Source organism: Paraburkholderia phenazinium (assembly GCF_900141745.1).
In the GTDB taxonomy this organism is placed as follows: Bacteria; Pseudomonadota; Gammaproteobacteria; order Burkholderiales; family Burkholderiaceae; genus Paraburkholderia; species Paraburkholderia phenazinium_B.
Map to the genome: position 1 here is coordinate 232,320 of NZ_FSRM01000002.1, position 22,295 is coordinate 254,614.

The window sequence follows — 22,295 nt, forward strand, 5'->3', positions numbered from 1 at the left end:
CGGGCGGCCGCGCCCACCGCAACCTTCAGCGACGGACGTCATGAACGTTTATCTTCTGCAGATCGTCAACGGCATCGGCGTGGGAATGTTGTATTTCCTGCTGGCTGTAGGCTTGTCGATCGTCTTCGGCTTGCTGCGCTTCGTCAACTTTGCGCATGGGGCGTTCTATCTGCTCGGCGCGTACTTCTGCTATCAGGCGCTGCAGTGGTCGATGAGTTTCTGGACCGCGCTCGTTGTCGTGCCGATCGTTGTCGGCGCACTGGCGTGGGTGGTGGAGAAGCTGGTCCTGCGACACGTCTATGAACAGCAGCACGAGTTCCATATTCTGGTGACCGTGGGTCTCGCGCTGGTGTTGCAGGAGTGCGTGATCCTGATCTGGGGGCCGCTCGGCAATAACGTGCCCGTACCGGATTCACTGAACGGTGTGGTGATCTGGGGCAGCTTCGTGTATCCGAAGTACCGGCTGTTCGTGATCGGGTTTACTGCCGTGCTGGCTGGCTTGCTGTGGTGGCTGCTCGAAGGTACGCGCCTCGGCAGCGCGGTGCGGGCGGGTAGTGAATCGACGGAGATGGTCTCGCTGCTTGGCATCAACGTGTTGCGGGTGTTTAGCCTCGTGTTTGCACTCGGTGCCGCTACGGCTGCGCTAGCGGGCGTGCTCGCCGCGCCGATCCGCGGTGTCGATCCGTTCATGGGCATCGAGGCATTGAGCGTCGCATTCGTGGTGGTGGTCGTGGGCGGCCTGGGCAATTTTCTGGGTGCGCTGGTGGGCGGTCTGCTGGTCGGCATCGTGCAGAGCGTGATGAGCACGTTGTGGCCCGAAGGCGCAAGCCTCATGATCTACGTTGCAATGGCTGCCGTGCTGCTGTTGCGCCCGAACGGACTGCTCGGGAGAGCGACATGATCGACACGTCGAAGACGCTCACTACTGAGGATGCGTCGGCAGCCGGCTCCAGGCGCACATTCAGACAGGCGTTGCATCACTATCGCTTCATTCTGCTGGCGCTACTTGTGGTCTGCGTGTTACCGCTGACCTTGCGTTCAGGCTCGCTAGCTACCGAGGTGCTGGTGTATGCGCTCGCCGCACTCGGCTGCAACCTGTTGCTAGGTTTTACCGGCTTGCTTTCGTTTGGACAGGGAATCTTCTTCGGGCTGGGCAGCTATACCGCGGGCATCATACTGACGAAGTTCGACGGCACGCCTGTCACGCTCGCATTGCTAGCGTCGATCATCGTCGGCGCGGCAGCATCTGCTCTGGTCGGCTGGTTCTCGATTCGTCAGCGCGGCACCTACTTCGTCATGCTAACGCTCGCGTTTGGGCAGATGTTCTACTTTCTGGCCTACACAACGCCCAATCTGACCGGCGGAGACGACGGCCTGCTGAGTATCCCCCGCCCTGCACTCTCCCTGTTCGGCAAGACGCTCGTCCCGCTCACGACACCGTGGCAGTACTACGGTTTCGTTGCGGTGCTGTTCCTCCTCGCGTTCTGGCTGCTCATGCGTGTGTCGCATTCGGTCTTCGGACGCACCCTGCTGGCGATCCGTGACAACGAAGCGCGCGCCGCCGCGGTCGGTTACGACGTCAAGCGCTTCAAACTGATGGCGTTTATGATCTCCGGTGCGGTTACGGGTCTCGCCGGCGCGTTGCATGCGCTGATGACCGGCATCGCACCGTTGTCGAATATCGATTACCACACAAGCGAGATGATCCTTGTGATGACGGTAATCGGGGGCACCGGCAATCTGTTTGCGTCGGTGCTCGGTGCGGCCTTTTATGTGCTGTTCGCCGACTGGCTCTCTACGTTATGGCCGCGCTGGTTGCTGCTGCTCGGCCTGCTGTTGATCGCCGTGAGTCTGTTCATGCAACGCGGACTGTGGGGTCTCGGCGAACGTATCTGGCAAGCTGTACGGCGCGATACACCCGCTGCGGACGCAGGCGAGGAGCACGCATGACCGAAGCCATCCTGCAGGCTAGCGGCATCGTGAAGCGCTACGGAAAATTTACCGCACTCTCCGAAGTCGATCTGCGCATTCTGCCGCGCACGGTGCATTCGGTGATTGGACCCAACGGTGCGGGCAAGACGACACTGTTTCACGTTCTCACCGGCACCTTGCCGATTACCGCCGGCAAGATTATGTTCGACGGCCACGATGTGACGCATGAGCCCGACCACAAACGCGTGCGCCGTGGCGTCGCTCGCTCGTTTCAGGTGACGAGTCTGTTTGCCAATCTGGGCGTGCGCGAGAATCTACGCCTCGCCGCGCAAGGCGTAGACGCAAAGCGTGCGCTGAATGCGTGGAAACCACCGCGCGATACGCTGGCGCATAACGATGTAGTGGACAGCGTGCTGGAACGGCTTGCCTTGCAGCGTTTTGCGGACACCGCTGCGGGTGCCCTGTCGCACGGTCAGCAGCGGCGTCTCGAAGTCGGCATGGCGCTCGCCGCGCGACCCAAGGCGATCTTTCTCGACGAGCCGACCTCGGGTATGGGTATCGACGATCTCGCCGATATGAAGCAACTGATCCGCAGCCTACGCGACGAATACACAGTCGTGCTGATCGAGCACAACATGGGCATCGTGATGGACATCTCCGACACCATCACCGTGATGCAACAGGGCCGCGTTCTGGTAGAGGGCCGCCCAGACGAAATTCGCGGCGACGAACGCGTCAGGAGCGCGTACCTGGGCAACATGATCACAGGAGGTCGCGCATGATCCTCGACGTCCAGCAGATTCATGGCTTCTACGGCAAAAGTCACATCCTGCAAGGGGTTACGCTACGTGTCGGCGAAGGTGAGACCGTTACGCTGCTGGGCCGCAATGGCGCCGGCAAGTCGACGACGCTAAAGAGTATCGCCGGCGTCGTGACGCCGGCGCATGGCGCGGTGACCTTCAAAGGCGAACCGATCCACAAGCTCGCACCGCATAGGATCGCTTCGCGCGGCGTGTGCTTTGTGCCCGAGCATCGCGGTATCTTCCGGCTGCTTTCGGTTGAAGAAAATCTGCGGCTCGGTGCCCGCAAAGACTCGCCGTGGCAGCTTGACGATATCTACCGTATTTTTCCGCGCCTCAAAGAACGGCGCGCGAATGGCGGCGCTCAATTGTCCGGCGGTGAGCAGCAGATGCTCGCCATCGGTCGCGCATTGCTGAACCATCCTCGTCTGTTGATGCTCGACGAGCCGGTGGAGGGACTCGCGCCGGTGATCGTCGAAGAAATCGTTGCGCAGTTAAAGCTGATCAAGCAAGCGGGTGTCGCGATCCTGCTGGTGGAACAGAACCTCGAGGTATGTTCGCAACTCGCTGACCGGCATTACATCATCGAGCAGGGCGTGGTCGTGTACGAAGGCGAAAACGCCGCGTTTATCGCCGACGAGTCGGTCAAGGACCGCTATCTCGGCGTGGGCGTCGTTTAACTGCAGCGTCATTTATCGCAAGAAATCGCAAAGGCAAGCGCATGAAACTCCTCATTGCCAGGATGAATCACGAAACCAATACGTTCTCTCCCGTCGCGACACCGCTCGAAGCATTCGGGCGCAGCGGCCCGAGCTGGCACGAAGACGCACTGCGCGAAAACAAAGGCATGCAGACCGCGATGTCTGCGTTTATCGATGCAGCCGAGCGTGAGCACGCACAGTACGTGACACCGGTTTCGGCTTCGGCCAACCCAAGTGGCCCGGTTGCGGCTGCTGCCTACGATGCGATCTGCAATGCGATCGTCGAGGCCGCGCAAGGGTGCGACGCTGTGTTGCTGGATCTGCACGGCGCGATGGTCGCGGAGAACTCGGCCGATGGCGAAGGCGATCTGCTCGCCCGCGTACGCGCGGCATTGCCGGATGCGCCCATCGGCGTAGCGCTCGATCTGCACGGCAACGTCACGCAAAAGATGATCGACAACGCTGACGTCATCGTCAGCTTCAAGACTTATCCGCATGTCGACATGTACGAGACCGGCGCGCACGCGGCGCGTTTGCTGTTCGATCTGATTCATCGGCGGGCACGGCCGGTGATCGCGTGGTGCCAGCCGCCGCTGCTTACGCATACGCTGCGCAGCGCGACGGCCGAAGGCGCGATGAAGCGTGCGGTCGATGCCGCGCGCGCAGCCGAGGCGGGCGGGATGCTGGCGGTATCGGTGCTGTCGGGTTTTTCGCTGGCGGATATCGCGGCGCCCTGTATTAGCGTTGTGGTGGTGGGCGATGGCGATCACGCCGCCGCGGATCGGGCCGCACAACGCATCGCACAACAGATCTGGGATGACAGGGAGGACTTCTTTTATCGCAGCGCTCCGCTCGCAGACTCGGTCGCTCAGGCGGCCGCTCTCGCCAAAGGCGCGGACAAGCCCGTGCTCTTGCTCGATCACGGCGATAACTGCATGTCAGGCGGCACCTGCGACACGATGGATTTGCTCACAGAGGTGCTCAAACAGGGACTCGACGGTGTCGTGAGCGGACCGCTTTGCGATCCGGAAGCGGTAGCGGCACTACATAAGGCCGGAGTGGGAGCCACTGTAACGCTACCAGTAGGCAATAAACTCGCCAGCGAAGCTGTTAAGCCGCAGGCTCCCCTTACGTTGACCGGCGTGGTACGTGCACTCACCGATGGCGAGTACACCATTAGCGGTCCTACTTACACCGGACAGCGCGCTTACATGGGACGTGCCGCGGTACTCGACATCGGCGCTGCAACGCTCGTCCTGACCGAGCGCACGCATGAGCCCTGGGATCTGGGCGTGTTCGAAAGCGTCGGTATCGATCCACGGCGCGCGCGTTTTCTGCTGCTCAAATCGCGGATGTATTGCCGGCCGGTATTCGTACCGATAGCAGCAGCACTCGTGGAATGCGACAGCCGCGGCGTAACGAGTTCGGACTACGGCCTGTTCGATTTCGAGCGCGTGAAGCGGCCGGTCTATCCCCTGGATGCAGATGCAAGGTGGCAAAGCATTGCTTCGTGAGCGCCGGCTAAAGCAATCATCCGAGACTCGACAACCGCGCCTTCAAAAACTCGATAAACAACCTCACCCGCGCCGGCAATAATCGCGTCTCCGTGATGGCATGCACCTGCACAGGTGAAAGACGCCACTCGGGAAGCACGCGTATGAGCCGCCCCAGCGCCAGGTCGTCGCGCGCGAGTTCGTGGTCCATCGCCGCAATTCCGACACCCTGAATCGCCAGTTCGCGGCTCAGACCGACACTGTTCATCGCGAAGCGGGTTGCAGTGACGACTTCAACCTTTTCGTCACCGCGATAAAACGTTCTCGACATCTCACCCTGTCTTGGCACCCCCTGCGTCACGCACAACACGTGATGGCGAAGATCATCGGGGTGACCAAGCGGCGGCGCGGTCTTCAGATAGCCTGGCGCAGCGTACAGATAGCGCGGCAGCAACGCGATCTGCCGCGCTACCAGCATCGACGGGGCCGTGGGCGGCGGTCCGATGCGAATCGCAAGATCGAACGGCTCCGTCTGCAGATCGATCCGGCGCGGCGTCAAATCGAATTCGAAAGCGATCAGTGGGTACGCCTTGGCGAAATCGGCAAGGATCGGCGCCAGATGGCCGGTGGCCAGATCCGCGGGCATCGAGACCCGCAGTGTGCCGGTCGGGCGTTCAGCCATGTCCAGCAGCGACTCATGCGCAATGCGCGCTTCCTCGACGATGCTCTGACAGCGCCTGAAATAGACCTCGCCCGCCTCGGTCAATTCCACTTTCCGGGTGGACCGGTGCAGCAGGCGCAAACCAATCGTCTTCTCCAGCTCCGCAATATGCCGCGAGACCGTCGAATTCGGCATATCCAGCGCCTCCGCCGCGCGACGAAAACTCCGGGTCCGCGCCACTTCGACAAACAGGCGCATGTAGCTCAACAATTCCATGCCGATTGCTCCACTGATGGATCACTGTATTCAATTTTATGCCTTTATCTCTCCAATGGATCAGTTCATTCTGTCCTTACTCCTTCACCAACACCAAGGAAACGACATGGACTCCCTCTACCAAAGCATCCGTATCGGCCGCCACACCCTGCGCAACCGCTTCGTCATGGCGCCGATGACCCGCTCACGTGCCGACGATGTGTCCGGCGTGCCCTCCCCGCTCGCCGAGCAGTACTACGCCCAGCGCGCTAATGCCGGCCTGATCGTGACGGAAGGCACCTTTCCGTCGCCGATGGGCAAGGGTTATGTGCGTACGCCGGGCATCCACTCGGCCGCGCAGATCGAAGCGTGGAAGCGCATTACCGCAGCAGTCCACGCAAAAGGCGGCCTGATCTTCCTGCAATTGATGCACACCGGACGCATCTCGCATCCGAGCCTGCTGCCGGACCACGCGACGCCCGTCGCGCCTTCGGCGATTGCGGCGGAAGGCAAGGTCTTCACCGCCACCGGCCCGCAGGATTTCGTAGTACCGCGCGCGCTGGAAACTGAAGAAATCCCCGGCATCGTCGAGGACTATCGGCTCGCTACCCGTCACGCATTGGAAGCCGGTTTCGACGGCGTCGAGTTGCATGCTGCTTCCGGGTATCTGCCGGAACAGTTTTTATCCTCGGGGACCAATCAACGGACCGATCAATACGGTGGCTCACTGGAAAACCGCGCGCGCTTCGTGCTCGACGTGCTGACGGCCATGGTCGAAGAGGCCGGCGGCGATCGCGTCGGCATCAAGATCGCGCCGGAGATGGGCTTTAACAGCGTGAGCGACGCGACACCGCAGGAAACCTATCAGTACCTTGTTCAGCGGATCGGGCAACTCAATCTGGCCTATCTGCATGTGGCCAAAACGAAGAGCCCGTTCGATTGCCGCGCCCTCCTGCGACCGCTGTTCGACGGCGCGCTGCTGCACGGCGGCGGCCTCAACAGGACAAGCGCCCAAACACTGATCGACGAGGGAGGTGCCGATGCAGTTGTATTCGGCGGCCTGTACCTCGCCAACCCGGACTTGCCGCAGCGCTTCCTCGCCGATGCGCCGCTCAACACGCCCGACCGCGACACGTTCTACTCAGCCGGCCCGCAAGGCTACATCGACTATCCTGTTCTGGAGAATGCACAATGAACCGAGCTCTTCTTATCCATGCTTATGGCGGCGCCGACGCCGTCTCTATCGACCGTATCGACTTGCCGACGGCGGCAGCCGGTGAGGTCGTGGTGCGGGTTCGCGCGGCCGGCGTCAACGGTCTCGACTGGAAGATCCGCGACGGCTCGCTGCAAAGCGTCTTTCCGCTCCCGCTTCCGGCGACCCTCGGCATCGAGCTTGCCGGCGAAGTGACGGAGATTGGCGCAGGCGTAACGCGCTTTACGGTAGGCGACCGTGTGCTGGGCGCGTTGGGCGCCATAGGCGCCTACGCCGATCACGTAGCAATCGACGCCGACAAGCTTGCGCCCATTCCCGACAGCCTCGACGACACCATCGCCGCAGCCATTCCGGTTGCCGCGCTGACAGCATGGCAGGCGTTGTTCGAAGCGGGTGAACTGAAACGCGGGCAGACGGTGTTGATTCACGGAGCAGCGGGCGGCGTGGGCAGTTTTGCGGTGCAGTTGGCCCGGCGTGCCGGAGCGCGTGTCGTTGCGACTGCGCGAGGCATCCACGCGGCTTATCTTCGGGAACTGGGCGCGGATGAAGTGATCGATTATCGGACCACACCATTCTGGGAAGTCGCACGCAACGTGGATCTGGTGCTCGATCTCGTTGGCGGCCCCGCATTGACCGGCTCCTGGCCGATCGTCGCGGAACAGGGTCGCATAGTGAGTACGGCCGCGCCCGAGATAGCGACGCAAACGCCAACAGGCAAACGGGGCGTCTGGTTTCAGATGCGCACGGACGCCGCAAAGCTCGCGGAAATCGCGCGCGAAGTCGCTCAAGGTAATCTGAGAGCGGAAGTCTCCGAGATCGTCGATCTGTCCCAGGCGGCTGATGCAATCGAGCGCAACAAAACGGGGCATGGCCGCGGCAAAACTGTCGTCAAGTTCCAGTAGTTGAAGCTGTCAGGAGCCCGGCTGCACGACGTCCATACATCAGCTTCAATTCGTTATCCGAAGTAAGTGTGTGGACTTTTTGTGCACCGGTTCGCAACGCTCGAAACGTGTCGTAAAAATTTAATGTTGCGTCGCAGCATTTATACGCCTATGCTGAGTTGAGCGGAGCTTGGGGGCTTACAGATGCCCATCGGGCCCCCTAACTGCGGAGGCATAAATGACATATCCGCACTCACCTGATTTGACGCTTCATGTGTTTGAACAGGATGGTGGCTGGCATTGGGCACTTACGACCGAAAGGCAGCACGGGACGGGGAAAAAGGTAGTCGCTTATAGCGAGGACCTGTTTTCCTCGGAAGCACAGGCACGTGCGGACGGCGAACGGGTAGCGAACAGCTGGCAGCACGACGGAGAGCAGCGCCGGTCCGAACTGGCATAAACATGCGCCTCGGGGACAGCACGAGGCGTCGGCCCGCTACGCCATCGTATGCAATATCTTGTGGACGTGATGCATGTGATGCGCGGTCTCGCTTTGCAGATACGCAATGGCCTGTTTGACCCGCCCGGCGTCACCTAACTGAAAGGCATACTCGCGAAGCAGCGCTTCGCTCATCACCTGGTCGTTCAACGTTCCCAGTTCGTCTTGCACTACTGTAAGACGGTCAATCACGGCCTGATGGCCGCTCTCCAGAACCGGCGCGAAAAACTGCAGCAAATAGCGAAGTTTTTTCCCTGCAATCCGCACCTCATGCAGCGCCGCGTAGTCTGATCCGTCGGCCGATATCGCCCGTTTGACGCGCTTCTTCAAGGCTTCTTCGGCTACTTGCACGCGTTCTTCCGCAAAGCTTGCAACAGGACGAGAGGCGCATTGCGCATCGAGGTGCAAACGCGCATCTGCAAAAGTCTGCTCCAGGATTCTCTCCACGCCTGCATTGCCGAGCGCGCGCAAGCTGAACGACAACGCCTGAGCCCGATGCTCATCGATCGCGGCAATCAGCAAGGCAAACGAATGTTTCTCCGCTGCATCCGCTGCGGCGATCAGTTCGCGCAAGACATCCCAGTCCCGCGTGCGGCCGGCGGCATCGGCGAGTGACTTGAACTCGCGGCGTTGCAGCTTCGCCTCTTTTCTGTCGAGCAAGGGGTCGTATGCCCACCACAGTGTCCGCAAACGGCGCAGCGCGACTCGAAGCTTGTGGAGGTCCTCAGGACCCGCGCTGGAATTGAGCTTGCGAACCCGGCACACTGCCTCGCCGGAAATCGATGTAGCAAGCAGCACGAAAGCGTCGGCAGCCGTCATCGCAGCGGAAACCGACCCGGTGCTGACGGGGCCGACCGCTGCAGGCGACGCGTCCATGTGTGCAGTTTCAGCGACCACGGTACGGGAACTCATGATTCGATACGCCTTTTGTAACGGCGAGCAGGACAAGAACAGCGCAACACGGCTCACGTATTCCGCATAGACAGACCGATGCGCGTGTGGCGCATGGCCCGCATTTCCTCTTCAATCCTACAACGCGGGAACACGAGCGCCAATGAGAACAAAAGTGTCACCTTCGCGCGGCATGCTTGCTGCGTCTCCGCGAGCACTATATCTGCACTGAATTCGCACCATATTTTTTGCCGTGTGACATCAAAAGGTAATGAACTGATGAGGCGTTTTTGCCTCGCAAAACATCAGAGATATTTCTTCGAACCTGCTTCGGGCATCCATGTCGAAGCCTCGGAACGCATGCATGCTGAAACACGCATTGCATTGCGAGCACCGCAAACGACATTACCGAAGGAGTGTCCATGGCTAACCAGCTTGCCGCGATTCAGCACATTGTCGTTCTGATGCTGGAGAACCGTTCTTTCGATCACATGCTTGGCTTCCTCTATACGGACCAGCAGAACAAATCGCCTTCCGGTCAGGCGTTCGACGGCCTGACCGGCAACGAATCGAACCCGGCCTCGAAAAAAGGCGAGTCCGTGAAGGTGTACAAGATTCAGTCGAGCGACAGCAACGCATACTTTCAGCCCGGCGCCGATCCAGGCGAAGGCTATAGCGCAACGAACTCGCAGTTGTTTGGCACGGCCACCGCGCCGTCGCCGGCCAACGCGACTAACCAGGGCTTCGTGACGGACTACGACTACACGCTTGGCTGGGAATCGAAGGAGCCGAGCTGGGGCGTGCTAAAGGGCACGGTCGCCTCGGACATCATGGGCATGTACACACCGGAGACGCTGCCAGTATTGTCAGGACTCGCGCGCGGTTACGCCGTATGCGACCAGTGGTTCAGTTCGGTGCCCACCGAGACCTTGCCGAATCGCGCCTTCGTGTGCGCGGGGACAAGCCAGGGACACATGGACGACAAGACCAAGACGTTTACGTCGCCGAGTATTTTCGGCGCGCTGTCGCAGCACAATCAAAGCTGGGTCATCTATGGATACACCCAGCAGCCACTCACACGTCTGAACTTCCCTGACACCACGAATGCGTCCGACGATCACTTCGGACTCTTCACGGACTTCCAGAGCGCAGCGAAAAACGGCACGCTGCCCGCATACAGCTTTCTCGAACCGAGCTGGGACGCAGCCGGCAACAGCCAGCATCCCAACTACGACGTCGCCTTGGGCGAGCAATTTATCCACGACGTGTACTACGCTTTGCGCAGCAACGAAGCGCAGTGGAATCAGACGCTCCTGATCATTACCTACGACGAGCACGGCGGATGCTATGACCACGTTCCGCCGCCGCTGGGCGCCGTGCCGCCTGATAACACGGCCGGCGAATATGGTTTCGACTTCACGCGCTTCGGCTTGCGCGTGCCAACGGTGCTGGTTTCGCCACTGATCGCACCAGGGACCGTGTTCCGCGTTCCAGCAGGCACGACGCCGCTCGACCACACTTCGATCCTGAAGACGGTCGAAACGCGCTGGGGTGTGCCTGCTCTCACGGCCCGCGACGCCGCCGCGCCCGACGTGGGCGACGCGCTAACGCTCAAGACGCCGCGTACCGACGATCCACTTTCCGGCGTGGTGGTGCCCACGTCGAAGGGCACGAATCCCTCGGCAGACAAGCCGTCGCACCTGCAGGAAGTGCACGCGGAACTGGTATCGCGACTGCCGGTACCGGATGCGAAGGGAGGCATGCATCATCAGATGCCCGCTTTGCGGACCAACGCGGAGTACGCGCATTACATCGAGTCACGCACCCAGGCATGGCTGGCGCATCGGGCAGGTTCGCAGAGCTAGTTCGGGAGACAAGCGGGTTCTTCGATCTCGGCGCTGGGGGCGCCCGGCTGATGCCGGCGCCTACCCGGCCGTTTTCGAATACTTGAATGTGCCTTGCGCACTCGCAATCAGAATGCGCTCGTCCACCCAGGCCTCGGCGCGCGAAAAGAAGATCGAACGTCCCTGACGCTCGAGAAACCCTTTTGCGGTCACCCGTTCGCCGAGTCCTTTGTCGAGATAGTTGGTGGTCAACGAAAGCGTGAACGCATGCCGCGCGGTTTGGCCGGGCGGCGCAAAGATACCTGCATATCCCGCTGCTGCGTCAAGCAGGGTGGCAATCGCGCCACCTTGCAGGACGCCCTGCCGGTTGAGCTTGCTGGCGTCGATCAGCATGGTCAGTTCGGCGTAGCCCTCACGCCATTGCGTTAACCGCACGCCTAGCGATTCGAGAAACGGGTTGTCGATGGGATGGTCCGACATGCTTTGGCCTCTTGTGAACGTTATGCCGTGAATGCGTTTGAGAATTCGCTCGATCTCGCCAGCATACCCGGACGCTCAAAAAACCGTCGTGCCGCTACCGCCCGCTGATGCGCTATTGCACGCTATCGCCGTCACCGTCCTGCGTCATCACGAGCGCGAGCGACGAAGAAAGAACCGATTTGGCCAGTTCATCGTCGTCCACTGCGCGCGCCAGCGTGATCGCACCTACGATGGTCGCCACGATGCCAAGCGCCGACTTCTCGCCGCCGCGAAGCGCCGCCTTGGCAACACGTGCGGTCAATTCATTCAGATACCGCGTCAACAGTGCGCGCACATCTGCGTTTGCATGCCGCGCTTCACCCGCGAGCGCGCACAGCGCACATCCAGTGCCGGGATCGTTCACGTGACGCTCATCAAGGAAGGCCTCGGCGATGGACTGCAGCGGCGTCTCGCTACGCTTGCCCGCATCGTTATCGCGCGCGGCGATGCGCGCCCGGCTTTGCGTGAGCGCATATTCCAGCGCTTCCACGATCAGCGCATCGCGCGACGCGAAGTGTCCATAGAACGCGCCGTGCGTCAGCCCGGCGCTGCGCATGCAATCGGCCACGCCGAGCGCCTCGATACCGTTCTCGCGAATCTGCCGCGACGCGTTCTCCAGAACACGCTGCCTGCTCTCAGCCTTCTGTGCCTGTGAATAACCCATTTTTCTGCTCCGTCATGCTTGACAATCTGCATGACGATCATCATACTGAATTTGTGCATGATGATCAACATGCAGATTTCAGCTGTTGACGATGCTCGTGATGTCCAGATGCGGCCGCTGTCCCGCGCCGCTTGACAGGGTCTTTTCGCAATGCGAGCAGACGCGGCGATGCCGGCGATCTCGCGGCGCACTACACAGGAGAAGGAACATGCGATTTACCGGAAAAACAGCGCTCGTGACGGGCGGCAATAGCGGCATCGGCTTTGCCGCGGCACGACTTCTGATCGCGGATGGCGGCCGCGTGGCGATCACGGGGCGCGATCGCGCAAAGCTGGATGCCGCTGTGGCGGAGCTGGGCGAAAACGCGCTCGGCATTCAAGCGGATCTGGACGATCCCGCAGCGATCGACTCGCTGTTCAAGCAGATTCAGGAAGCCTACGGGAAGCTGGACATCGTGTTCGCCAATGCGGGCATTCCGGGCTCGACGCCGCTCGGCAGCACAACGGCCGCCGCGTTCGAGGCGATTCTGCGCACCAACCTGACCGGGGTTTTCCTCACGGTGCAGGGCGCGCTGCCGTTGATGAGCGCAGGTGGCTCGATCGTGCTGAACGGATCGGTCATGCGCGAACTCGGCTCGCCGGGATCGGCGGCCTATTCCGCCACCAAGGCAGGCGTGACCGGAATGGCAAAGGTGTTTGCGGCGGAACTCATCCCGCGCGGCATCCGCGTCAACACTGTGATCCCGGGCGGCACGCGCACGCCGATCTGGACACGCGGCTCACGCGCCGGGGCAACTGTCGATCAGACCGAACAGGCAATCTCCCCGCTCATTCCGATGGGCCGCTTCGCCACGCCTGAGGAAGTCGCCTCAGCGGCGCTGTTCCTGGCTTCGGACGATGCGTCGGGAATCACGGCGGCGGAAATCGTCGTCGACGGCGGCTCGACAGGTGCGCCGTGGGGCGCACCGGCGTTCCGCAAAGGCTAAGGAAGAAACGCGAGAGTAGTCGGCGATGCCCACCGGGAACGCAAGCGCAATTTATACTTGCACCCGCGCGTTGGCTCGCCGCCGCATCGCGAATCTTCTTTGTCTGAGAACCCGGATTATCAATGCTTCGATTCGAGAATCTGTGCAAACATTACGGTGAACGCACCATTTTTCAGGGACTGCATTGCAGCGTCGATGCAGGCTGCGTCGCGCTGAACGATGAGAGTGGGAGCGGGAAATCGATTCTGCTGAGTATCCTTGCCGGCGAGATCGAAGCGGACGCGGGCGAGGTCTGGCTCGGCGGTCATTCGCTGCGGAGCGCTCCTGTCGCGGCAAGAGCAGCGCTTGCCTACGTGCCCGACGACTGTCTCCCGGGTTCGATGGAAATCGGGCGCGACTTTCTCGAACGGATAGCGACGGAACGACAGACCGCGCTCGACAGCCGCGTGCTCGAACTCGCCGACCGGTTCGGCCTTACCGCGCATCTCGAGAAGCGCTTCGAGCAAATGTCGTTCGGCACGCGCAAGAAGATTTTCCTGACGGCAGCGTCGATCGGACAACCCGCCGTCGTCATCGCGGATGAACCGGGCGGCGGCCTCGACGCTCCTGCGCGTGGCGTCCTCGTCGAACTGTTCAAGCTGCTGGGGCAAGACCGTGTGGTGTTTTTCACGAGCTACGACGCGGCACTCACGAGCGCTTGCGAAGCGAAGGTAGTCAGTTTCGCGGATCTCGCTGCGAAAGCTTGAGCCGCGGAGGTGACGCTGACGGTGGAAGCGGCGGCCGCCTGCACCGCGCACGAAGGCGCCACTAGCCACTCACTGCCCTTAAGCGGCTCAACACAGCGGCACACACGTCACGGATGCAGCGATAACCCCTTCACGGCCTTATCGACCATCTTCCTCGGGCCACGCAGCGCGATCCCCACAAGGTCGGGTTGGTCCACGGACTCAGCGCGAAACGCCGCCCGATTGTCGTCATCATTGCCAGTGGAAAACATCGCCTTCACGTAGACCGCGATGGTCAGTTCTCTTTGCTGGGCCTGTTGAAACGCCCGCAACACTCCCGCTGCATCGCCGCCATAGATCATCACGGGCTGCCCGAGCAACGCGGCATAGTGCCTGCCGTTCGCGTCCTCATAGGATTTGCCGATCGCTTCGGGCGCCGCCGCGGCAATCCCCGTTGCCAGAAACGCCGTGACGTTGAGCTTTTGCCACGACGCCAGGTCCTCACGAACCACCAGCACAACTTTTGTATCGAACTCCATCCGTTCCATTCCTTTGCGATTTCACCTTGACTCATCCTCGTGCAGGCAACGCCCGCCGGGCCCTTCCAGGCAAGGTTAATCGTGGTTTGGCGCTCAGTCTGGAACGTTTGTGCAACGCTTGCCGTAGTGAGCAGGCGTCAGTCCGTAAGCGCGCCGGAACCAGCGGCCGAGGTGGCTCTGGTCGGCAAAACACAGCGCATGCGCGACCTCGACCGGCGCGACGCCACGGGCGAGCCACTGACGCGCTGTCGCCAACCGCAACTGGATCAGATACGCATGCGGAGCAAGCCCAAAGCTGGTCTTGAAAGCGCGCGTGAGACGAAACCGGTCGACGTCACAGGCCATCGCCAGTTCATCAAGGCCAATATCGTCGTGCAAATGTGCGTGCAGATAATCTCGCGCGCGTTGTGCGACGCCGGGCAAGCGGGGATCACGCTCGCCATGCAAGCGCCAGTCGAGATGGCGGCCAAGACTTTCGAGCAAGCCGTCGATAGCCGTTTGCCTCGCAAGACGCGGCTCTTCCGCGCGACGCAACACGCGGAACAGTGTTGCAATCGCCCTTGCGAACGCAATGTCGTCGATCAAGGTGGCGGGAAACTGCGGCTGTCCGGTAACGGGCGCCTCATCGGACCACGTCCGCAGTTCGCGCGTGAGCCAGTCCGGCTTCAGGTAAAGCATCGAGTAAGTGAAGCCGCCCTGCGCCGGTGCATGGCCGTCGTGGATATCGCCTGGCTCCAGCATGAACACGTGACCCGGCGTGCTTTGCAGACGCGCGCGGCGGCAATCGAACTGTTGAACGCCCTGCTCGGTAAAGCCAAGCAGATACGCGTCATGCCAGTGCGGATCGTAGGCATGACCTTCGAAATGCGCGCGCAGCGTTTCGATTCCGGTGCTGGCGTGCTGGCGCAGATCGACCCAGTTAGGCCCGGCCATCAGTCTCTCCGGCGACCCGGCCACCTGTCCTGAACGTAGCGGAACATAAGCCGCCACGGCGGATCGGCGAACAGGATGAATGCCCCTAGCGACAGGCAGCCGCAGAACAGGAACGTACCCCGGTACCCTACTCCGGCCACCAGCAACCCTGATAGCACACCCGAGAGGATCGAGCCGACACGGGCCGAATTGAAGAACAGCGCCGTAGCCTGGCCAGGCGAGCGCGGCATCAGATCCTGCACATAGGTCATGCCGAGGCAGGACGTCACGGCCACCACGAAAGCGTTGAGCGCCTGCATCGGAATCAGGAACGAGATGGAACCGGCCGCCGCCACGCAGAGGAAGTACAGCATATGCACGCCGGCACACGCGGCCAGCCAGCGCAGCTTGTTCAGACTCGAGCCACGTGCGCCGAGCGCCAGCATCATCGGAATTTCGAGGAAGGCGCCAAGGCCGAGCATGACCGACACGTCGATGCGCGTGCCGTGCAGTCCGTGGGTGACGTAGAGCGGCAACACGATCATCGTCGCGTTGGCGGCCAGACCGATGAGCGTCAGTGCCAGCACCGAGCGCCAGATCATGCGCGGCGGCGCCGCAGGATGAACGAGATCGGGCTTGACCGGCGTCTCCGGCTCGACCGTGGTGACCTCGAGCGACGAAGCCGGGTCGCCGGGGATGTGATCCTCCACGCTGTGCAACTCGCCATCCGGCGCCTCATGCATGCGCCAGATGATCGCGCCGCAGCCGGCAAAACACGCCGCCGCGAACAGGAAAAGCCCGTAAAAACCGATGGCAGCCAACACCAGCGCCCCCACCGAAGGCCCGAACACCCACGCGACCGACAACACCGTGCGCAGCGTCGCAGTCGCAAAGGTCCGCTCGGATTCGTTCGTCACCGGCAGCGCTGCGCGGCCGAACGAAAACACCAGCGACAACGCCGAGCCGCCTGCGCCGAGGAACGCTATCCCAATTATCAGGAGCGCCCGGTAGTCGCGCACGAAACACAGCAGCAGAAAACCAAGCGCCGCCGCGCCCAGCGCCGCGAGCAGCAGCGTGCGGTGATGACCATGGCGGTCGGACCATTTACCGGCCCAACCGCTTGCCGCCACCCCGCTCGCCGCGATCAGCGTCATGAACAGCCCGAGCTTGAGCGGCGTCATGCCGGCCCGCTCGACGCCGAATAGCGAGAGATACGGAGCGGTAAACGACATGGCGACCCCGAGCATCAAGGTCGCGCCCGCCAGTGACATGAAGGACGGGATGCGCGCGAGGCTGAGGAGCCGGGAGTAGTTCATCGATGACGCGAAACACGGGTGAACCGGCAGTATGCCAAAGCTTGCTGGAACGTGTTAGCACATCGGCAGCCGACGTCAGTGCGTTTCGATCCACGCCGCTACGTCACATGAGCCGATTTCGCGGCCGCCCAGCACAAAGTGTGCGCCCTCTGGAGCGGGCACCTGCCAGGCCTTTTCACCGTAGTTGAAGGCGAAGCGCACTTTGCCGAGACGACGCAAACGGCCGCCCTCCGGCAGATCGACGACCTCGATGCCGGCGTCGCGCACGCTGCTTTCAAGCAACGCCCGCTGCAACGCCGGGTCGAAACAGGCCGTCGTCATGCGGACCCGTCCGGACTGCACGAGCGCCGGCCAGCCATCATCGAACGAGGCAAGCACATCTACGCCAGGACCGGCTTCTACGTGGTCGCGCCAGCTTCTGCCTTGTCCTTGGACGTCGTTGAAGCTTGCTGCTGGCCGCAGAGTCGGACGTAGCGATTCGCTTTGCGCCACCCGCACGTCCAGAACGGCCTGTAACGGGCCAGGAGGCAACGTTGCAGGGATTGTGTAGCCCGCGGTCTTCGAACCCGTGCGCGGGCCGAATAGCCAGTGGCTGTGGCCGGCCTGGATCTGCGCGACCAGCACATCCGGCACCACCGGTAGCGAGGGGGCGACGATCAGCCGGTATCCGCTCAGGTCGGCGGTGGCGGGCAACATGTCCACGTCGACGCCCATCTCGCGCAGACACGAGTACCACTCGAACACCAGCCGCTGGTAATCGAAATCGGCCCCGTGACGCTGGATCTGCACGATCCAGTCTGCCGGGTAGTCGAACAGCAAAGCCACAGGGGCTTGCTTCGCTTCGGCAGTCGCCGCTGCGCCTGAAGCCACGGCTGCCCGGTCGAACGCCGCCAGCTCACGTCCCACACGGGCAATTTCGTGGCCACCGGTAGTCAGCTTGTCGTCCGGTGCGTTGATGCCCGAATGCATCTGCTCCTGCGCAAAGGGCGCCTGGCGCCAGCGGAAGTACGACACCAGTTCGGCGCCGTGCGCAAACGCCTCCCAGGTCCAGAGACGCGCCATGCCCGCTTTCGGCACAGGGTTATACGGCGCCCAGTTGACTGGACCGACCTGCTGTTCCATCACCCACATGCGCCCCTTGCCGACGCCCCGGTACAGATCGTGGTTGAAAGCGGGGATGTCGGGATGACCGGTGCGAGCCCAGCGGTGCTTCTCGGCGTCGTCGAACCACAGCACTTCCGTGCGCGGCAGCGGATAACTGTCCCATGCGGCGACATCGAGACCGCTTTCGGCAAACTCGTAGTGATCGAAGCTCGTGAAAAAGCCCATGAAGTTATGCAGCAGATCGCGTCCCGGCGCATGCTCGCGAATCAGTTCGCCTTGCAGGCTATGGAAGCTCGCCACCTCGCTCGACATGAAACGCCTGAAGTCGAGCCAGTGGCTCGGATTCGCATCGGTGGGCGTGAGGTTCGGCAAACCGATTTCATCGAAGCTGCGGTACTCCATGCTCCAGAACACATTGCCCCAGGCCGTGTTCAAGCGCGCCACTTCGCCGTAGCGCGCCGCGAGCCATTTGCCGAAGCGCACGCGGGCCGCTTCCGTATAAGTCGGCGAGGTGTCGTGGCATGCCAGTTCGTTATCCGTCTGCCAGGCGATCACCGCGGGATGCTTGCCGTAACGCTGCACCATCTGCTCGACGATGCGCGCGCAATGCTCGCGATACACTTCGCTCGAAATATCGTAGTGACGTCGCGAGCCGAACTTCAAGGTGACGCCATCCTTGTTGACCGGCAGAATCTCCGGATGCAGTTCCACCAGCCACCTGGGCGGCGTCGCCGTGGGCGTGCCAAGAACGACTTTCAGGCCGTGTTTTGCCAGTGTTTCGATCGCGGTATCCAGCCATGCCCATTCATAGCGGCCCGGTTCGGGCTCCATCCTGCTCCATGCAAATTCGGCGATCCGGACACGGCTGATGCCCAGTTCCGCCATCCGGCGCGCATCGCTTTCCCATTGGTGCTGCGGCCATTGCTCGGGGTAATAGCAAACTCCTAAATGCATGGTGCTCTCGCTAAACGTAGTGAGGTTTGTGTTCTGAGTGATGACGAGTCGCAAGGTGGCGGCGAGCGATCGAGGTTCGCTCGCAAAGCTATCCCTTAGTGGCGCCGAACGTGAGACCGGTCACGAAATGCTTCTGCATGGCAAAGAACATCACGACCGATGGCAGTGCGGCCAGCACAGAACCCGCGGAAACCAGATTCCATGACGTCGTCCACTGGCCTCTTAGCGCGGCGACGCCTACGGTGATCGGCGCCGCGTCATCGCCTTGCGTCAGGCACAGCGCCCAGAAATAGTCGTTCCACACAAACGTGAAGACGAGAATGCCGAGCGCCGCGAGTGCGGGACGTATGAGCGGCAGCACGATGCGCAAGTAGATCGACCACTCGCTCGCGCCTTCGACGCGTGCTGCTTCGATGAGCTCGTACGGCAGCGCGCGAATGAAGTTGCGCAGGAACAGCGTGCAGAATCCCGTCTGAAACGCGGTGTGAAACAGCACCAGTCCCAACACCGTGTTGTAGAGGCCGAAATCCAGCGTCAACTGCCGCACGGGGATCATCAGAATCTGCACCGGCACGAAATTGCCCGCCACAAAAATCGCCAGCACGACGAGATTGCCGCGAAAGCGGTAATTCGCGAGCGCGTGCCCTGCCATCGATGCCAGGAAGATCGACACCAGCACCGAGGGCACGGTGATCAGCACGCTGTTCAGGAAGTAATGCAGCATCGGCGTTTGCGTGAGCGCCGTACCGTAGTTTTCGACCAATGCGAAATGCTCGGGCCAACCCCAGTAATTGCCCGCGGAGAGCTCGTCACTGGAGCGCACCGACGTCACCAGCACAGCGAGCAAGGGCAATAGCCACAGCAGCAACGCAACAGGCAGAGAGATTTTGTAGAGCAGACGGCTACCGGGCCGCCAGCGGGAAACGGGCATCGGATACATGTCGATTCCTCAGGTTTCGCTGCGCACGAGCCGCCGCAACTGCCAAACGATAAAGATCAGCATGATCACGAACAGCACCACTGCAATCGCAGCGGAATACCCTTCGCGGTAATACTTGATCGCCTGGTCGTACATGAAATAGGCCAGCACAGTCGAGCTGTCGAACGGACCGCCTCCGCTCATCACCGAGATCAGGTCGAAGCTGCGTAGCGCGCCGATCACCGTCAGCACGAACGCCATGAAAGTGGCGGGCCGAAGTTGCGGCAAGATCACATGCCAGAGCAGCGCGAAGCCCTGCGCACCTTCCATGCGGGCCGCTTCGATGATTTCGCTGTTGATGCCGGTGAGCCCGGTCAGATAGAGAATCATGCAGAACGGAATCTGCGGCCAGAGCGCGGCGAAAATGATCCCGTAGGTCACATAACGCGGATCGCCAAGCACCGGTATGCCGTGTCCTACGATCAACTTCAGCAAGCCGAAGGTGGGGTCGTAGAACCATCCGAACACCAGCCCGACCACCACGCCCGGCAGCACGAACGGAGCAAAGAAAAGCGACTTGATGAGCCGGATGCCGCGCACGCTCTGATTCAGATACAGCGCGAACACGAGACCAAACGGCGGCGCCAGCAAAAACAGCACGAGCCAGATGACGTTGTTCTTCAGCGCTGTGTAGAACGTATCGGAGTGGAACAGCTCGCGGTAATTATCGAGTCCGACGAACGCCCTCGCCGTCATGCCGTCCCAGTTATAGAAGCTCAGCAAGATGCTGCTGATCACCGGGTAAATCACATACAGCGCGAACAGCAGGCCGCCCGGCAGCAGAAACAGCAACGCGGTGCGATTGCGCCGGCGGCTGAGCGGCGCAGGTGCTCGTTGGCGCTGGCGTGCGCGGCCGATTGAGGCCGCTTTGTCTGACATAGTGGTCGACACGTTCAGGTTCCTCGTACGGATGCGGGTTTGTCTGAGCTGCGGCGCAATGCATTGGCCACCGCAACCCAGACACTCCACAGCTTACTTCTTATAGATCCGTTGGCGGAACTGTTCGAGGTGGTTCAGGACCGCGTCGATCTGGCTCGGGTCGCTGTAGAACTGCTGCATCCCCTTCATGCCTTCGTCGGCCATTTCCTTGGTCATGTCACGGTCGTAGAACTGCGCAACACCGCCTGGCGTGCTCGACAGAATCTGGAAACCGATCTTCGAGATCGGGTCCTGGGGTTCCGGCGCCTGGTTGTTAGACGGTAACTGGCCCCAGCCCTTCGCCAGTTCGCCGTTGATCTGCGGCTGCGCCATGAAGGCGAGCAGGCGGTGCGCGTCCTTCTTGTTGCTGGCTTTCGCCGGGATCATCAGGATGTTGACCGGACCGTCTTCAGCCATCGGCACGGATGCGTCGATCACCGGGAAGCGGAAGTAGCCCATCTTGTCGCGCGTGGCTTCGGGCAGGCCGGCAGAGAAGAACGTGCCCATCAACATCATGGCGGCCTGACCGTTGACGAGCAGCGGGCTGACCGAATCCACGTCGTAAGAAAGCGCGTTGTCGACGAAGTACTTGTCGTCGATCAGCGTCTTCCATGTTGCGTAGACCTTGCGCACGCGCGCGTCGGTGTAGGGGATTTCACCCGCCATCAGTTGCTCGTGAAATGCGTAGCCGTTGATGCGCAGGTCAAGGTAGTCGAACCATGCTGCAAGTGTCCACGAGTCCTTGGCCGGCACGGCGATCGGTGCAATGCCCGCGTCCTTCAGCTTCTTGCAGTCGGCGAGGAACTCATCCCATGTCTTCGGTTCGCCGGCAATGCCGGCCTTCTGGAACAGGTCCTTGCGATAGAAGAAACCATACGAGTCGTAGCCGAGCGGCGCGGCATACTGCTTGCCCGCGTACGTCGAAGGCGGCTTGACCGCGGCGTAGGTCTGATTCCAGCCGTCTTTCTGCCAGTCGGCGGTCAGGTCGTCGAGCAGACCGCGCTTCGCGAAATAGGCCATGCGCTCGCCGTTGTGCCAGCTCAGCACATCGGGCGGATCGGTTGCGAGCCAGCCGGACATCTGCACCTTGTAGGCCTCCTCGCCTACGTAGGTCACTTTCAGGTCGACATCGGGATTGGCCTTCTTGAACTGATCGAAAGCGTCTTGCCACACCGCACGCTGATTGCCGCGCGCCGATACAGTCACCCGCAACGTCGCGGCTTCCACGTAGGTCGCGGTCGCCATCGCAAGACACGCGATGCCGGCCAGTAAAACCTTCCCAGCTCTGAATTTCATGCTCGTCTCCAATATTCAATTTATGGTGGCAGCTGCCTCGCGTCAGCCGCCGGGTCACAGCAAACCGGCTAGTGAAGCGAAAGGTGACGTGCTACAGCTACTGCATCGCCGCTTTCGTCATTTTCTTCGTTGACGTTCTTGAGATGGTTCGTGAAACACTCACAAAATTTAAGCGCTTAAATTTTCCGACGGAAAAACTGCCGCTTGAATTAAC

The 22,295-nt window shown here is 61.4% G+C and carries 22 protein-coding genes; 11 read left to right on the top strand and 11 right to left on the bottom strand.

The annotated features are described in order from the left end of the window. Window positions 1–40 precede the first annotated feature (40 nt). The 5 genes from BUS06_RS21145 to BUS06_RS21165 are packed head-to-tail and all read left to right on the top strand — an operon-like array spanning window position 41 to window position 4,947. Entirely contained in the window at window positions 41–901 is an 861-nt protein-coding gene (locus tag BUS06_RS21145; RefSeq protein ID WP_074266398.1) for a branched-chain amino acid ABC transporter permease, read from the top strand. Beyond that, window positions 898–1,950, top strand: a complete 1,053-nt coding sequence (locus tag BUS06_RS21150; protein ID WP_074266399.1) for a branched-chain amino acid ABC transporter permease — start codon at window positions 898–900, stop codon at window positions 1,948–1,950. The genes BUS06_RS21145 and BUS06_RS21150 overlap by 4 nt, the downstream gene beginning before the upstream one ends. Then, window positions 1,947–2,714, top strand: coding sequence for an ABC transporter ATP-binding protein (locus tag BUS06_RS21155; protein WP_074266400.1), 768 nt, complete (start codon window positions 1,947–1,949; stop codon window positions 2,712–2,714). The genes BUS06_RS21150 and BUS06_RS21155 overlap by 4 nt, the downstream gene beginning before the upstream one ends. After that, on the top strand, window positions 2,711–3,412 hold the full coding sequence (locus BUS06_RS21160) for an ABC transporter ATP-binding protein (RefSeq protein ID WP_074266401.1): 702 nt from the start codon (window positions 2,711–2,713) through the stop codon (window positions 3,410–3,412). Before BUS06_RS21155 ends, BUS06_RS21160 begins: the two co-directional genes overlap by 4 nt. Window positions 3,413–3,453: 41 nt before the next feature. Next, window positions 3,454–4,947, top strand: a complete 1,494-nt coding sequence (locus BUS06_RS21165; RefSeq protein ID WP_074266402.1) for a M81 family metallopeptidase — start codon at window positions 3,454–3,456, stop codon at window positions 4,945–4,947. 16 nt (window positions 4,948–4,963) lie between these two features. Here BUS06_RS21165 and BUS06_RS21170 read toward each other — a convergent pair whose 3' ends face one another. Then, a complete protein-coding gene (locus BUS06_RS21170; protein ID WP_074266403.1) occupies window positions 4,964–5,863 on the bottom strand; it encodes a LysR family transcriptional regulator in 900 nt (299 codons plus the stop codon). A gap of 106 nt (window positions 5,864–5,969) precedes the next feature. Here BUS06_RS21170 and BUS06_RS21175 point away from each other — a divergent pair, with 106 nt between their 5' ends. The 3 genes from BUS06_RS21175 to BUS06_RS21185 all read left to right on the top strand — a co-directional run bounded on the left by BUS06_RS21175 (window position 5,970) and on the right by BUS06_RS21185 (window position 8,396). Then, window positions 5,970–7,037, top strand: coding sequence for an alkene reductase (locus BUS06_RS21175; RefSeq protein WP_074266404.1), 1,068 nt, complete (start codon window positions 5,970–5,972; stop codon window positions 7,035–7,037). Beyond that, window positions 7,034–7,957, top strand: a complete 924-nt coding sequence (locus BUS06_RS21180; RefSeq protein ID WP_074266405.1) for an NADP-dependent oxidoreductase — start codon at window positions 7,034–7,036, stop codon at window positions 7,955–7,957. The genes BUS06_RS21175 and BUS06_RS21180 overlap by 4 nt, the downstream gene beginning before the upstream one ends. Before the next feature lie 217 nt (window positions 7,958–8,174). Continuing rightward, on the top strand, window positions 8,175–8,396 hold the full coding sequence (locus tag BUS06_RS21185; RefSeq protein ID WP_074266406.1) for a hypothetical protein: 222 nt from the start codon (window positions 8,175–8,177) through the stop codon (window positions 8,394–8,396). A 36-nt stretch (window positions 8,397–8,432) separates the two neighbouring features. On the opposite strand, the gene BUS06_RS21190 is transcribed toward BUS06_RS21185, so the two are convergent. After that, a complete protein-coding gene (locus BUS06_RS21190; RefSeq protein ID WP_083611546.1) occupies window positions 8,433–9,347 on the bottom strand; it encodes a CHAD domain-containing protein in 915 nt (304 codons plus the stop codon). A 401-nt stretch (window positions 9,348–9,748) separates the two neighbouring features. On the opposite strand from BUS06_RS21190, the gene BUS06_RS21195 reads away from it, so the two are divergent. Next, entirely contained in the window at window positions 9,749–11,191 is a 1,443-nt protein-coding gene (locus BUS06_RS21195) for an alkaline phosphatase family protein (RefSeq protein WP_074266408.1), read from the top strand. A gap of 60 nt (window positions 11,192–11,251) precedes the next feature. Here the strand turns inward: BUS06_RS21195 and BUS06_RS21200 are convergent, their stop codons facing one another. Both BUS06_RS21200 and BUS06_RS21205 read right to left on the bottom strand, forming a co-directional pair. Continuing rightward, window positions 11,252–11,650, bottom strand: coding sequence for a PaaI family thioesterase (locus BUS06_RS21200; RefSeq protein WP_074266409.1), 399 nt, complete (start codon window positions 11,648–11,650; stop codon window positions 11,252–11,254). Between the two features lie 112 nt (window positions 11,651–11,762). Further along, window positions 11,763–12,353: a TetR/AcrR family transcriptional regulator gene (locus tag BUS06_RS21205; RefSeq protein WP_074266410.1), complete on the bottom strand. Its 591-nt coding sequence runs from the start codon at window positions 12,351–12,353 to the stop codon at window positions 11,763–11,765. 208 nt (window positions 12,354–12,561) lie between these two features. Between BUS06_RS21205 and BUS06_RS21210 the strand changes: the two genes are divergently transcribed. Both BUS06_RS21210 and BUS06_RS21215 read left to right on the top strand, forming a co-directional pair. Beyond that, window positions 12,562–13,338, top strand: a complete 777-nt coding sequence (locus BUS06_RS21210) for an SDR family NAD(P)-dependent oxidoreductase (protein WP_074266411.1) — start codon at window positions 12,562–12,564, stop codon at window positions 13,336–13,338. Between the two features lie 122 nt (window positions 13,339–13,460). After that, window positions 13,461–14,084 (top strand): ABC transporter ATP-binding protein, encoded by a 624-nt coding sequence (locus tag BUS06_RS21215; RefSeq protein ID WP_074266412.1) that lies wholly within the window; start codon window positions 13,461–13,463, stop codon window positions 14,082–14,084. Window positions 14,085–14,191: 107 nt separating this feature from the next. Here BUS06_RS21215 and BUS06_RS21220 read toward each other — a convergent pair whose 3' ends face one another. The 7 genes from BUS06_RS21220 to BUS06_RS21250 form a co-directional block, all read right to left on the bottom strand. Continuing rightward, on the bottom strand, window positions 14,192–14,602 hold the full coding sequence (locus tag BUS06_RS21220; RefSeq protein WP_074266413.1) for a DUF2000 domain-containing protein: 411 nt from the start codon (window positions 14,600–14,602) through the stop codon (window positions 14,192–14,194). A 93-nt stretch (window positions 14,603–14,695) separates the two neighbouring features. After that, window positions 14,696–15,535, bottom strand: coding sequence for an AraC family transcriptional regulator (locus tag BUS06_RS21225; RefSeq protein ID WP_074266414.1), 840 nt, complete (start codon window positions 15,533–15,535; stop codon window positions 14,696–14,698). After that, complete coding sequence (locus tag BUS06_RS21230; protein WP_074266415.1) at window positions 15,535–16,830, bottom strand: sugar efflux transporter; 1,296 nt, start codon at window positions 16,828–16,830, stop codon at window positions 15,535–15,537. The genes BUS06_RS21225 and BUS06_RS21230 overlap by 1 nt, the downstream gene beginning before the upstream one ends. 75 nt (window positions 16,831–16,905) lie before the next feature. After that, window positions 16,906–18,888, bottom strand: coding sequence for a beta-galactosidase (locus BUS06_RS21235; protein WP_074266416.1), 1,983 nt, complete (start codon window positions 18,886–18,888; stop codon window positions 16,906–16,908). A gap of 88 nt (window positions 18,889–18,976) precedes the next feature. Further along, on the bottom strand, window positions 18,977–19,828 hold the full coding sequence (locus tag BUS06_RS21240; protein ID WP_074266417.1) for a carbohydrate ABC transporter permease: 852 nt from the start codon (window positions 19,826–19,828) through the stop codon (window positions 18,977–18,979). Between the two features lie 9 nt (window positions 19,829–19,837). Beyond that, on the bottom strand, window positions 19,838–20,746 hold the full coding sequence (locus tag BUS06_RS21245; RefSeq protein WP_074266418.1) for a carbohydrate ABC transporter permease: 909 nt from the start codon (window positions 20,744–20,746) through the stop codon (window positions 19,838–19,840). 93 nt (window positions 20,747–20,839) lie between these two features. Continuing rightward, complete coding sequence (locus BUS06_RS21250) at window positions 20,840–22,081, bottom strand: ABC transporter substrate-binding protein (RefSeq protein WP_074266419.1); 1,242 nt, start codon at window positions 22,079–22,081, stop codon at window positions 20,840–20,842. Window positions 22,082–22,295: the final 214 nt, after the last annotated feature.

Excerpts from the sequence above, each read along its gene's own strand:
- BUS06_RS21145 (WP_074266398.1), top strand. The coding sequence starts at position 41 with ATGAACGTTTATCTTCTGCAGATCGTCAACGGCATCGGCGTGGGAATG.
- BUS06_RS21150 (WP_074266399.1), top strand. The coding sequence starts at position 898 with ATGATCGACACGTCGAAGACGCTCACTACTGAGGATGCGTCGGCAGCC.
- BUS06_RS21155 (WP_074266400.1), top strand. The coding sequence starts at position 1,947 with ATGACCGAAGCCATCCTGCAGGCTAGCGGCATCGTGAAGCGCTACGGA.
- BUS06_RS21160 (WP_074266401.1), top strand. The coding sequence starts at position 2,711 with ATGATCCTCGACGTCCAGCAGATTCATGGCTTCTACGGCAAAAGTCAC.
- BUS06_RS21165 (WP_074266402.1), top strand. The coding sequence starts at position 3,454 with ATGAAACTCCTCATTGCCAGGATGAATCACGAAACCAATACGTTCTCT.
- BUS06_RS21170 (WP_074266403.1), bottom strand. The coding sequence starts at position 5,863 with ATGGAATTGTTGAGCTACATGCGCCTGTTTGTCGAAGTGGCGCGGACC.
- BUS06_RS21175 (WP_074266404.1), top strand. The coding sequence starts at position 5,970 with ATGGACTCCCTCTACCAAAGCATCCGTATCGGCCGCCACACCCTGCGC.
- BUS06_RS21180 (WP_074266405.1), top strand. The coding sequence starts at position 7,034 with ATGAACCGAGCTCTTCTTATCCATGCTTATGGCGGCGCCGACGCCGTC.
- BUS06_RS21185 (WP_074266406.1), top strand. The coding sequence starts at position 8,175 with ATGACATATCCGCACTCACCTGATTTGACGCTTCATGTGTTTGAACAG.
- BUS06_RS21190 (WP_083611546.1), bottom strand. The coding sequence starts at position 9,347 with ATGAGTTCCCGTACCGTGGTCGCTGAAACTGCACACATGGACGCGTCG.
- BUS06_RS21195 (WP_074266408.1), top strand. The coding sequence starts at position 9,749 with ATGGCTAACCAGCTTGCCGCGATTCAGCACATTGTCGTTCTGATGCTG.
- BUS06_RS21200 (WP_074266409.1), bottom strand. The coding sequence starts at position 11,650 with ATGTCGGACCATCCCATCGACAACCCGTTTCTCGAATCGCTAGGCGTG.
- BUS06_RS21205 (WP_074266410.1), bottom strand. The coding sequence starts at position 12,353 with ATGGGTTATTCACAGGCACAGAAGGCTGAGAGCAGGCAGCGTGTTCTG.
- BUS06_RS21210 (WP_074266411.1), top strand. The coding sequence starts at position 12,562 with ATGCGATTTACCGGAAAAACAGCGCTCGTGACGGGCGGCAATAGCGGC.
- BUS06_RS21215 (WP_074266412.1), top strand. The coding sequence starts at position 13,461 with ATGCTTCGATTCGAGAATCTGTGCAAACATTACGGTGAACGCACCATT.
- BUS06_RS21220 (WP_074266413.1), bottom strand. The coding sequence starts at position 14,602 with ATGGAGTTCGATACAAAAGTTGTGCTGGTGGTTCGTGAGGACCTGGCG.
- BUS06_RS21225 (WP_074266414.1), bottom strand. The coding sequence starts at position 15,535 with ATGGCCGGGCCTAACTGGGTCGATCTGCGCCAGCACGCCAGCACCGGA.
- BUS06_RS21230 (WP_074266415.1), bottom strand. The coding sequence starts at position 16,830 with ATGAACTACTCCCGGCTCCTCAGCCTCGCGCGCATCCCGTCCTTCATG.
- BUS06_RS21235 (WP_074266416.1), bottom strand. The coding sequence starts at position 18,888 with ATGCATTTAGGAGTTTGCTATTACCCCGAGCAATGGCCGCAGCACCAA.
- BUS06_RS21240 (WP_074266417.1), bottom strand. The coding sequence starts at position 19,828 with ATGTATCCGATGCCCGTTTCCCGCTGGCGGCCCGGTAGCCGTCTGCTC.
- BUS06_RS21245 (WP_074266418.1), bottom strand. The coding sequence starts at position 20,746 with ATGTCAGACAAAGCGGCCTCAATCGGCCGCGCACGCCAGCGCCAACGA.
- BUS06_RS21250 (WP_074266419.1), bottom strand. The coding sequence starts at position 22,081 with ATGAAATTCAGAGCTGGGAAGGTTTTACTGGCCGGCATCGCGTGTCTT.